The organism is Marivibrio halodurans (assembly GCF_017963645.1).
Lineage (GTDB): Bacteria > Pseudomonadota > Alphaproteobacteria > UBA8366 > Aestuariispiraceae > Marivibrio > Marivibrio halodurans.
Genome location: NZ_JAGMWN010000001.1, coordinates 63,651 through 74,403, shown reverse-complemented (window position 1 = coordinate 74,403; position 10,753 = coordinate 63,651). Strand labels below are relative to the sequence as shown.

The following is a 10,753-nucleotide window of genomic DNA, read 5'->3' as shown; positions in this document are numbered from 1 at the left end:
GCTCAGATCTTCCTCGCTTGCGTCCGCTGGAAGAGGCCTTCCGGGCGGAACACCAGGACGATGGCCATCACGAGATAGATGATGAATATCTCCGCTTCCGGGAATTCGTAGACGGCGGCGGCCCGGGCGATACCCACCACCAGCGCGCCGATGGCCGCGCCGGGAATGCTACCCAGCCCACCGATGATGACGACGGCGAAGCTCAGAATGATCACATTGACGCTGATGCCCGGCTGGACCGAGATCAACGGCGCGGTATAGGCCCCCGCCAACGCCGCCAGGAATACCCCCACGAAGAAGGCAAGCAGATAGATCCAGTTGACCCGCACCCCCATGCAGGCACTGACGTCCGGGTTATGGATCACCGCCAGCACGACCTTGCCGGTCGTGGTCTTGTTGAGACCGAGCCACACGGCGAGCCCGCAGATCGCCGCCAGAACGATCAGCATCAGATCATAGCCGACATAGAAGAGCTGGCCGATCTCGACATTGCCGAACAGATTGCGCGGCTCGAACACGTAATAGGGCTGCACGCCCCACACCAGCTTGGTCACATCCTCCAAAACAAGGAAGACCGCGTAGGTCACCAGCAGGATCAGCACCTCGTCCCGTCCGTAGAACAGACGAAGAAGTCCCCGTTCCAGGATCGGTGCCAGGACCAGCGCCACCGCCAGCGCGGCGATCAGCATCGCCAGCAGAGAGAAAGCCGGCGGCAACCCGAAATAGGGGACGAGCATCGTGAAGCTCGCGGCCGCATAGGCGCCGACGGCATAGAGACTGCCATGCGCCAGATTCAGGATCTGCAACACCCCGAAAATCAGGGTCAGACCAAGGGCGACGATGAATAGCCATGACGCATAGACCACGCCATCGACCAAAATCGTCAGGATGTCGGCGAATTCCACGGGACGGCTCCCCCCTCACCTCATCTCGTCGTCGTTGCGCCGGGTCCGGTTCTGGACGCCGCGCGGGTCATGCCTCCCCCGCGACGTGCCGGACTTCAGCGATATGAAGGCCGCCGGGACGCGGGCCGGTCGAAACGACCGATCGCGCCCCGGCATGCCTTTCAGGAAAGGATCACTCGCACTTCGCGCCCTGGAAGCCCGCGTTGATCCAGTCCACGCTCTTCTGGCCCGGGGGCGGGTTCACGCACTCGGCCGCGAACCGCTCGATATCGACCAGAATGGTGTCGCCGTTCTCGTCCTTGGCGGTGGTGCCGATCGCGGTCGGTTGGATCGCCTGATGGCCGTCACCCAGCTTCATCTGGATCATGCCTGCCGGGCTCTCCCACTCATGCCCCTTCAGGGCAGCCGCGATCTCGTCCTTGGTCGGACGGTTGCCGCCATTGGCCTCCATCGCCTTCTCGATCGCCGACTTCAGACCGAGCAGCGCCTGCACCATGCGGTAGGGCGCCTGAACCGGGATCACGTCATACTCATCCTGATAGGTCTTGAACCACCAGTCGTTGAGCGGCGTGTCCGGGGACAGCAGGCCATAGGAACCACGCGCGCCCAGCACGACGCCTTCCGGCATGTTCTTGCCAAGCGGCGGGATGGAGTGGTCACCAGCGGAAAGCACGACCTGGCTACGCTGGAACAGACCGCGCGGCAGCGCCTGAAGCAGGAACGACTGAAGGTCGCCGCCCCAGTTGGAGCTGTGCACGACATCCGGTCCCTCGCGCATCAGCGCGGAAATCTCCGTGCCGTACTGGCCCGCGCCGAAGGCCGGGAACAGCTCGGCCGTGACCTCGGCCTCCGGATAGAGCTGCGCCATCGAGGCGGTGAAGTCGCGCCAGCTGTCATGACCCCAGGCATAATCCTGGTTCAGGCCCGCGAAGGTCCCGACCTTCATGTCGCGCGCCTTCAGATAGCGGGCGATCGACACGTTATCCATGGTCGCGTGGGCGGCGGTACGGAAGACGTACTCGTAGGAACCGTCCTCGAAGACGCGCGGCGTGCCGCAGTCATAGAGGATGGTCAGCGCCTCCAACTCGTCCGCCACCGGCGAGATCGCCAGGCAGTCGCCGGATGACACATAGCCGATCACGGCATCCACGTTCTCGCGCTGCACCAGGTTGCGGAACTCCTGCACCTGCTTGGTCGCGCCGCCGGCTTCGTCGATCGGAATCGCTTCGATCTTCATGCCGCCGAATCCGACCGTGTCGTACGGCGCCGGGACCTCGCCCGCGTTCAGCTTCTCGATCAGCAGCTTGCCGCCGTCCCAAGCCGGGACGCCGAAGCTCTCCGCCGCCTGACCGCTGAGGAACGTGACGACACCGATCTTGTAAGTATCATCCTGGGCCGCGGCCGATCCGGCCGCGGCGAGGCCGAGCGCGGCCATCGCCGCCCCGGCCATCAGGCTCTTGAGGGTCGTATTCACCATAGAGAACTCACCTCCCTGTTTTCGCGAACATCAAACGCGTGCCGGCCCACCCGGCCCGTCGTCGTGCCCGCTTTTCCGTTCGGCCGCCTTGTTTTTTCTTGGTCTCGTTCAATGGCCGATCGATTCCAGAAGCACGGCCATGCCCTGGCCTGCGCCCATGCACATGCTGACGACCGCGTAACGGCCGCCGACCTCCTCCAAATGCTGCATCGCGACCAGCGTCATCCGCGTACCCGTCGCACCCGGAGGGTGGCCGATCGAAATACCGCCGCCATAGAGGTTCGTGTTGTCGCGGCTGATGCCGAGCTTATGTTCGGTATGCAGATTGACCGCGGCGAAGGCCTCGTTGATCTCGAAATAGTCGATATCGCCCAGGGCGAGACCGTTACGTTCCAGCAACGCGGCGATCGCGGGCACCGGACCGCAGCCCATGATGCGCGGCGGCACGCCGACGATGGCCCAGTCCTTGAGCCGGACGCGAGGCGCCACGCCCTCCGCCTCCAACGCCGCGCGGTCGCCGACGATCACCATCGCCGCGCCGTCGGTGACGCCGGAGGAGTTGCCGGGCGTCACCCGCCCGCCCTCGCGGAACACCGGCTTCAGCTTGGCGAGCTTCTCCGCCGTGACGGTCGGACGCGGGAACTCGTCCATCTCCATCACGCGGGCTCCCTTGCCTTCCTTCACCTCGATCGGTGCGATCTGACGCGCGAGAAAGCCGCTCTCGATCGCCCGACCGGCACGCTGCTGGCTCAGCAGCGCGTATTCGTCCATCGCCTCGCGGGTATATTGAAAGTCGTCGGAGAGATTCTCGGCCGTCTCCCCCATCAACTCCCGGCTGAAGGGGTCGCGATAGGCCCAGTCGAGGCTGTCCTCCATCACCTTCGGCCCGCGGATCGCGCCCCAGCGGGCCGCGGTATCCATATAGGGCCCGCGCGAGAAATTCTCCCCGCCGCCGGCGAGCGCCAGCTTGCCGTGCCCGCTCATGATCTGCTCGGCCGCCGTGATGATCGCCTGGGTGCCGGAGCCGCAGGCGCGGCTGACATTGAGCGCGCAGCTTTCCTCCTTCATGCCGATGCCGAGCGCGACCGCGCGGCTGGCGTAGAACCCGTCATGATCGACAGGCAGGACATTGCCCCAGACCGAGTGGTCGAGTTTCGCCGGGTCGATACCCGCCTTCTCCACGCAAGCCTTCGCCGCATGGATGCCGAGTTGCACCATGGGCGTATATTTGAGCGACTTGCCATAATCGCCGAAGGGCGTGCGCATGCCGCCCGCGATACAGATCTCCGTGGAACTCACGACTGTTCGTCCTTTTCCTGATTGAGCGGATGATGGACCGGCCGATCGGTCGGCAGGCCCGCCAGCTCGTAGCCACGCTTGAAATCGATGATGTGCTTACGCATCCATTCGCGCGCCGCCTCCACATCGCCGGCACGCAAACCGTCCAATATCCGGCGGTGCGCCGCGACCAGCCGGTGCGGCGCCTGATCGAGCCGCGACATCATCGGGTCCGCCGCCGGGAACAGCAGCTTCGCCGCCGCCTCGCGCGCCATCAGCCAAGCGGGATTGCCGACGGCCGCGCTGATAATCTCATGAAATTCGGTGTCGAGCGCGGTGATGGTCTCCCCCCGCTCGACCCGCGCTTCGGTCTCCGCCAGATTGCGTTCCAGGGCCGCCAGATCGTCCTCGCCGATCGTGGTCGCGGCCATCGCGGCCGCCGCGGGCTCCAACGCCATCAGCAACTGATGAAGGTCGATGAAGGTAACTTGCTGCAACAACAACGCGCGGCTGGCCCGCGTGCTCAATTCCACATGACCGGGGATCGCGGCATGCAGGCGGCGTCCTGACTTCCGCTCGACAAGCCCGGTCTGTTCGAGAAGCCGCAACCCCTCGCGCGCGGTGGATCGGTTGACGCCAAGCTGCTCGGCCAACGCGGTCTCGGACGGCAAGCGGTCCCCCGGCTGCAGACGGCCTTCCATGATCTCGCGCTCGATCGTCTCCGCCACGACCCGATAGGTCGGCGCGACCGCGAGTTTCCGGAAATGGAGGGAGTCGCCGTCCTCGCCGCCCGCGCCCTGCCCGGCCTGGGTGGCCGAGTCCCGCGCCGGGGCGTGCGATGGATCGACCGCCGCGCCATCCGCGCTCATCGTTTCCTGACCCCTGTTCGCCCGTGCGCGTCCGCTCATGCGCATTTGCCCGTGCGCGCCCATTGTCCGAGGGACGCCGCCGCGACATCAAATCGCGCGGCCCCTCTCACCGGGCGCTTCATCGTCCGTTTGTCGGACAAGTGAACCGTAGCCGCCCGATGGAGGAAGCGTCAAGCGGCAAGCGCGTGCACGGCCCCTCTTGCATCAGTGCCCCTCGAAATCCGGCTTGCGCTTCCCCACGAAAGCCTGGATTCCCTCCTGGAAATCCGGCCCTTTCGCGCCTTCCAGAAAGGCTTCCCGCTCCGCCGCGAGTTGTCCGGAAAGATCACGGTCGAGCGACCCGTCGATCAGCCGCTTGATCCGCCCATAGGCGCCGGTGGGTCCGGCGGCGAGCCGCTGGGCCCATTCCGTCACGGCCTCATCGAACCCATCCGCCGAGGCGATTCGGTTGACGAGGCCGAGTTCCAAAGCCTTTCGCGCGTCGAACCGGTCGGAGAGCATGGCGATTTCCATCGCCCGCCGCCGCCCCAGCAGGCGCGGCAGGAAATAGGTCGAGCCACCGTCCGGCGATGCCCCGATCAAGCTGTAGGCAAGGGAGAAGACCGCATCCTCGCGGGCGACCGCGAGGTCCGCCGTCATGGCGAGGCTGAGGCCCGCGCCCGCGACCGGCCCGTGCAGGGCGGCCAGCACCGGCTTCTCCATCCGGACCAGCGTTTCGATCGCCGGGTGATAGCGGTCGATCAACTGACCGGCATAATCGCCCGCCCGTTCGCCGTGCCGGGCGAATTCGGCCACATCGCCGCCGGCGAAGAAACCGCGTCCCGCCCCGCGCAGGACGACGCAGCGGACCGTCGCGCTCGCCGCCGCGTCGCGCGCGGCCGTCAACAACGCATCCGCCATCTCAAGGTCGAGGGCGTTCATCTTATCCGGCCGGTTGAGCGTCAGCGTGCGTACCGCCCCGTCGTCCGACACCAGGACCGTATCGTTCATCATCGCCTCCCTCCCCCTCTCACGCGCCGCCGCGGTAATCGTACCAGCCACGCCCGGCCTTGCGCCCGTGCCGGCCGCTATGGACCATCTGCTTCATCAACAGCGGCGGATGGAAACGCTCCCCATAGGCGTCGTGCAGGATGTCCATCACCTGCAGGGCGAGCGGGTTGCTGACCTCGTCCAGCAGCTTGAACGGCCCGACCGGATGGCCAAGGCCGAGACGACAGGCGGTGTCGATATCCTCCGGCGTCGCGACACCTTCCTCCACCAGCTTGTTCGCCTCGATGAAGAAGGCCATCAACAGTCGGTTGACCGCGAAACCGACCACGTCCTTAACCGGAATCGCGACCTTGCCGGCCGCCTCGCACGCATCCTGAGCGCGCTTCAGCGCCGCCGGGTCGGTCTCGAAGGCGCTGATCGCCTCCACCAGCTTCATCCGGCTGACCGGCGAGAAGAAGTGCAGACCCATGAAGTTCGGCCGCCGCGCCTCGCTCAGATAGCTCGCCAGCACGGAAATCGAAATCGAGGAGGTATTGCTCGCAATCAGGCAGTCGGCCGGAAGGATGTCGTCGAGGCGCTTGAAGATACCGCCCTTAACCTCCTGATCCTCGAACACGGCCTCGATCACCATATCCCGGTCGGCGAAATCGGCGAGGTCCGTCGTCCCTTCGAGACGCATCAGCACATCGTCGGCCCCGTCGCGGTCGATCGCGCCCTTCTCCACCGCCTTGGTCAGCAGTGCCTCATGCCGCGCACGGGCGCGGGCCAGGGCTTCCACGCTCGCATCGGAGAGTTTCACCGACGCGCCCGACAGCGCGAAGATATAGGCGATCTCCGCCCCCATCATGCCGGCGCCGACGACGCCGATCCGTTCAATGGCCATGATTTTCCTTGTCTCCAATTGCATCAGGGTCGGGACACCTCCCGCCATGGACCGATTCATTCGGTCAGAACCAGTCCTCCGCCATATCCAAGGCCGTGCGGTCCGCGCTTTCGCACAGCGCGGCCAACCTCTCCGTCTTCGGCAGATCGACCGTGAAAACATAGCGGCAGGCGTGCAGCTTGCCGCGATAGAAGTCCGCTTCCGCCCCTTCCGCGCCAACCTTCAACGCGTCGGCCGCCACCAGCGCGGCCTTGAGGTGCATCCAGGCGAGCGTCAGATGCCCCGCCATCTCCATGAAGGCATTGGCGTTGGCGAGTTGGACGGGCGCGCCCTCGCCCCGACCGATCTCGACCAAGCGGGCGGCCGTCCCCTCCAACCGGGCGAGCGCATCGCCCAATGCCCGCCCCCAAGGGGCGAGGGATTCCCACGCACTGGCGGCACGCGCCGTCGCGTCGATACGGGCGGCCAGCGCGTGTAAAGCGCCCCCTTCCTCCATGGCGACCTTGCGCCCGGCGAGGTCGATCGCCTGAATGCCGTTCGTCCCCTCATGGATCGGGTTCAGGCGATTGTCGCGCCAATACTGCTCCACCGGGAAATCGCGCGTATAACCATAGCCGCCCAGGCATTGGATGGCCGCGTCGTTCGCCTCCAACGCCCGATCGGAGAGATAGGCCTTCACGATCGGGGTCAGGATTTCCAGGACCAGATGGGCCTCCCGACGCGCCTCCGCGTCGGGGTCCGCGTCCTTCACGTCCACCAACCGCGCGGCATAGAGGGAAAGAGCCAGCCCCCCTTCCGCGATCGCCTTCTGCATCAGCAGCATCCGGCGCACATCCGCATGCTCGATCAGGCGCGCGGGCGGCGCGGCCGGGTCCTTGGCGCCGACGGGTCGGCCCTGCCGCCGCTCCCGCGCATAGCCGAGGGCGTGGCGATAACCCGCATAGGCCAGCATCGCCGATGACATGCCGACGATGGTGCGCGCCTCGTTCATCATATGGAACATGTAGGCTAGGCCCTGGCCCGGCTCCCCCAGAAGTTCGCCGTGGCACGGACCGTCCCCGCCGATATCCAGCACCGTGTTCGTCGTGCCGCGATAGCCCATCTTGTGGTTCAGCCCGGCGAGCGCGACGCCGTTTTCCGGCCCCGGACCGCCCGCCGCGTCCAACCGGTATTTCGGCACGATGAAAAGGGAAAGGCCCTTCACCCCCGGCGGCGCGTCGCGCAGACGCGCCAGCATCAGGTGAACGATATTTTCCGACAGCGGGTGATCGCCGCCGGAAATCCACATCTTGCCTCCCTTGAGGCGATAGCCGCCCTCCCCGTCCGGTTCCGCCACCGTGCGGATATCGCCGAGGGAGGAGCCCGCCTGCGGCTCGCTCAACGCCATCGTGCCGAAGAAGCGCCCCTCCAGCATGGGCTGCATATAGCGGGCCTTCTGCGTCTCCGTCGCGAAGGCGTTCAACAGGTTGGAGGCCGCGACCGTCAGGAAACCATAGGCGAAGGTGCCGATATTGGCCGCCTGGAACCAGGCATAGCAGGCCTGCGCCACCGTCCAGGGCAATTGCATGCCGCCCCGCTCGAAATCGGCGTGGGCGGCGAAGAACCCGGCCTCGGCGAAGGACTCCAGCGCCGGTTTCACCTCCGGAATGATCTCGACCCGGCCGTCGACCAACCGGGGTTCGTTCAAATCGGCCTTGCGGTTATGGGGCGCGAACTGCTCCGTCGCGATCCGCTGGGCGGTGGCGAGCGCGCCGTCGAAGGTCTCCCGCCCATGTTCCGCGAACCGCGCATAGCGGGTCAGTCCTTCGGCATCGAGCAGCTCGTGAAGCACGAAGGCGATATCGCGCTCGCTCAGGATCGCGTCCGCGCTCATCGGGTCAGGAACCCACCATCGACGACGACGGTACTTCCGGTCATGTAGCTTCCGGCCTTGGACGCCAGCAGCAGCAGGGTGCCGTCCAGTTCCTCCGGCTCGCCCACGCGGCGGAAGGGGATGGATTTGCGTAGTTTCTCGCCCGCCTCCGTGGCGAAGAAGTCGCGGTTGATGTCCGTCCCGATATAGCCCGGCGCGATACCGTTGACCCGCACGCCGAAACGGGCGAGTTCCGCGGCCAGGACGCGGGTCAACTGGCCCAGCCCCCCTTTCGAGGCGCAATAGGGCCCGACCCCCTTCATGACCGAATAGCCGAGCACGGATTCGATATTCACGATGCTGCCCGCGCCGCGTTCGGCCATGCGTCGGCCCGCCGCCTGGGCCACCAGGAAGGCACCGCGCAGATTGGTATCCAGGACCTTGTCCCATTCCTCGGCCGTGACATCGAGCAACCCCTTGCTGATCGCGACGCCCGCATTGTTGATCACGATATCGAGGGGGCCGAGCGCCCCCTCCGCCGCGTCGAAAGCCGCCGCGACAGACGCCTCGTCCGTGACGTCGAGCGCGACCGCGTGGGCGGTGCCGCCCGAAGCCTCGATCCGCGCCTTCAGCGTCTCCAGCTTGTCGGTCTGGCGCGCGGCAAGCGCGACGGCCGCGCCGTTCTCGGCCAACACCTCCGCGAAGCGCGCGCCGAGCCCCTGGCTCGCCCCCGTCACCAGCGCCACCTTGCCGGTCAGATCGAAAAGATCGGATCCCTTCATGCCTTCATTCATCCCTTGCTGATACTGATCATTCATCGAACCGCCGGCGCAGCAGATGCTTCTGAACCTTGCCGGTGGAGGTCTTGGGCAATTCGCCGAAGATCACCCGGCGCGGCGCCTTGAAGCGCGCCAGATGCGCGCACGCCCAGTCGATGACATCCGCCTCCGTCAGACTTTCACCCGGCTTCACGGTGACGAAGGCGCAGGGCGTCTCGCCCCATTTCTCGTCCGGCATGGCGACGACGGCGCATTCCAGGACCGCCGGATGGCGAAAGATCGCGCCCTCAACCTCCAGGCTGGAAATGTTCTCCCCGCCGGAGATGACGATATCCTTCGACCGGTCGCGCAATTCGACATAGCCGTCGGGATGCAGCACCCCCAGATCGCCGGACAGGAACCAGCCACGATCCAACGCCGCCGCGCTCGCCGCCGGGTCCTTCAGATACCCTTTCATGATCGCATGGCCCCGCATGGCGATCTCGCCCATGGTCGCGCCGTCGGCGGGGACCGGGACCATCCTTTCCGGGTCCAGCACCGTCATGTCGATGAGGCCGAGGGTCGGCACGCCCTGGCGTTTCTTGATTTCCGCCTGCTCCGCGATCGGCAGGGCGGACCAATCGGCATGCCAGTCGCAGCAGGAGGCGGGCCCATAGGTCTCCGTCAGCCCATAGCCGTGCAGCACGTCGAAATCGAGCGCCTCCGCCCGCTCCAGCAGCGCGGCCGGCGGTGGCGCCCCGCCGACCGTGTAGGCGACCCGGTGGGTACTTTTCCGGCGCGCGGACGGCTCCGCGTTCATCAGCATGTTCAGCACGATGGGCGCGCCCGACATGTGCGTCACGCCGTGGTCGTCGATCAGGCGGAAGATCGCCGCCGGATCGACCGCGCGCAGGCAGACATGCGTGCCCATCAGCGCCGTGATCGCCCAACTGTTGCACCAGCCGTTGCAATGAAACATCGGCAGGGTCCACAGATAGACCGCGTGCGGGGCCAGCCGGAAGCCCATATGGTTCGCCATCGCGTTCAGATAGGCGCCGCGATGGTGATAGACGACGCCCTTCGGCGCGCCCGTCGTGCCCGAGGTGTAGTTGAGCGCGATCGCCTGCCACTCATCCGTGATGCCGGGCCAGGGATGGGCCGGATCGGCCGCCGCCAGCAACGCCTCGTACCCGTGATCGCCGATGCGCCGCCCGTCGGGATAGGCCGGGCCGTCCAGATCGACGACGACGGGCTTGTTGCGCGCGAGGGCCAGCGCCTTCTCCGCTACCGCCGCCAGATCGGGATCGACCAGCAGCACCCTCGCCTCCCCATGATCCAGGATATAGGCGATGGCCTCCGCATCCAGGCGGGTGTTGATCGCGTTCAGCACCGCGCCCGCCATCGGCACGCCGTAATGCGCCTCCAGCATGGCGTGGGAGTTGAAGGCGAGCGCCGCCACGCATTCCCCCGGCCGCACGCCGAGCCGTTCCAACGCATGGGCGAGCCGCGCGCAGCGCGCATGCATCTCCCGATAGGTCCAGCGTTGATCGCCGTCGATCACCGCCGTGTGCTCCGGCACCACCCGCGCGGAGCGCACCAGGAAGGTGATTGGCGTCAACGGCTGGTAGTTCGCCGTCCGACGCGGCAGATCGGTGTCAAAAATCGACGGCACGGGCGCGCCCCCGCCTGCCGTATCCTGTTCCGTGGCCCCCATTGGTCGCCCCGTTCCTCCCGGACCGGC

The 10,753-nt window shown here is 66.4% G+C and carries 9 protein-coding genes; all 9 read right to left on the bottom strand.

Annotated features, from left to right (window positions below):
- Window positions 1–2 precede the first annotated feature (2 nt).
- The gene (locus tag KAJ83_RS00235; protein WP_343221907.1) at window positions 3–905 is read right to left on the bottom strand and encodes a branched-chain amino acid ABC transporter permease; all 903 of its coding nucleotides are present in this window, start codon (window positions 903–905) and stop codon (window positions 3–5) included.
- A 172-nt stretch (window positions 906–1,077) separates the two neighbouring features.
- Window positions 1,078–2,382, bottom strand: coding sequence for an ABC transporter substrate-binding protein (locus KAJ83_RS00230; protein WP_210680011.1), 1,305 nt, complete (start codon window positions 2,380–2,382; stop codon window positions 1,078–1,080).
- A 108-nt stretch (window positions 2,383–2,490) separates the two neighbouring features.
- Window positions 2,491–3,681, bottom strand: a complete 1,191-nt coding sequence (locus tag KAJ83_RS00225; protein WP_343221906.1) for a thiolase family protein — start codon at window positions 3,679–3,681, stop codon at window positions 2,491–2,493.
- On the bottom strand, window positions 3,678–4,529 hold the full coding sequence (locus KAJ83_RS00220) for a FadR/GntR family transcriptional regulator (RefSeq protein ID WP_210680010.1): 852 nt from the start codon (window positions 4,527–4,529) through the stop codon (window positions 3,678–3,680). The genes KAJ83_RS00225 and KAJ83_RS00220 overlap by 4 nt, the downstream gene beginning before the upstream one ends.
- Before the next feature lie 204 nt (window positions 4,530–4,733).
- Entirely contained in the window at window positions 4,734–5,522 is a 789-nt protein-coding gene (locus KAJ83_RS00215; protein ID WP_246484120.1) for an enoyl-CoA hydratase/isomerase family protein, read from the bottom strand.
- A 16-nt stretch (window positions 5,523–5,538) separates the two neighbouring features.
- The gene (locus KAJ83_RS00210; protein WP_210680009.1) at window positions 5,539–6,402 is read right to left on the bottom strand and encodes a 3-hydroxyacyl-CoA dehydrogenase family protein; all 864 of its coding nucleotides are present in this window, start codon (window positions 6,400–6,402) and stop codon (window positions 5,539–5,541) included.
- A 64-nt stretch (window positions 6,403–6,466) separates the two neighbouring features.
- A complete protein-coding gene (locus KAJ83_RS00205; protein ID WP_210680008.1) occupies window positions 6,467–8,275 on the bottom strand; it encodes an acyl-CoA dehydrogenase in 1,809 nt (602 codons plus the stop codon).
- On the bottom strand, window positions 8,272–9,036 hold the full coding sequence (locus KAJ83_RS00200; protein WP_210680007.1) for an SDR family NAD(P)-dependent oxidoreductase: 765 nt from the start codon (window positions 9,034–9,036) through the stop codon (window positions 8,272–8,274). The genes KAJ83_RS00205 and KAJ83_RS00200 overlap by 4 nt, the downstream gene beginning before the upstream one ends.
- A 28-nt stretch (window positions 9,037–9,064) precedes the next feature.
- Window positions 9,065–10,726 carry a long-chain-fatty-acid--CoA ligase gene (locus tag KAJ83_RS00195; protein WP_210680006.1) on the bottom strand — a complete coding sequence of 554 codons (1,662 nt, stop codon included), beginning with the start codon at window positions 10,724–10,726 and terminating at the stop codon, window positions 9,065–9,067.
- Between the last annotated feature and the right edge of the window lie 27 nt (window positions 10,727–10,753).

What these genes read in the sequence shown, in the direction of transcription:
- KAJ83_RS00230 (WP_210680011.1), bottom strand. Translation starts at nt 2,382, where the DNA reads ATGGTGAATACGACCCTCAAGAGCCTGATGGCCGGGGCGGCGATGGCC.
- KAJ83_RS00220 (WP_210680010.1), bottom strand. Translation starts at nt 4,529, where the DNA reads ATGAGCGCGGATGGCGCGGCGGTCGATCCATCGCACGCCCCGGCGCGG.
- KAJ83_RS00205 (WP_210680008.1), bottom strand. Translation starts at nt 8,275, where the DNA reads ATGAGCGCGGACGCGATCCTGAGCGAGCGCGATATCGCCTTCGTGCTT.
- KAJ83_RS00210 (WP_210680009.1), bottom strand. Translation starts at nt 6,402, where the DNA reads ATGGCCATTGAACGGATCGGCGTCGTCGGCGCCGGCATGATGGGGGCG.
- KAJ83_RS00195 (WP_210680006.1), bottom strand. Translation starts at nt 10,726, where the DNA reads ATGGGGGCCACGGAACAGGATACGGCAGGCGGGGGCGCGCCCGTGCCG.
- KAJ83_RS00200 (WP_210680007.1), bottom strand. Translation starts at nt 9,036, where the DNA reads ATGAAGGGATCCGATCTTTTCGATCTGACCGGCAAGGTGGCGCTGGTG.
- KAJ83_RS00215 (WP_246484120.1), bottom strand. Translation starts at nt 5,522, where the DNA reads ATGATGAACGATACGGTCCTGGTGTCGGACGACGGGGCGGTACGCACG.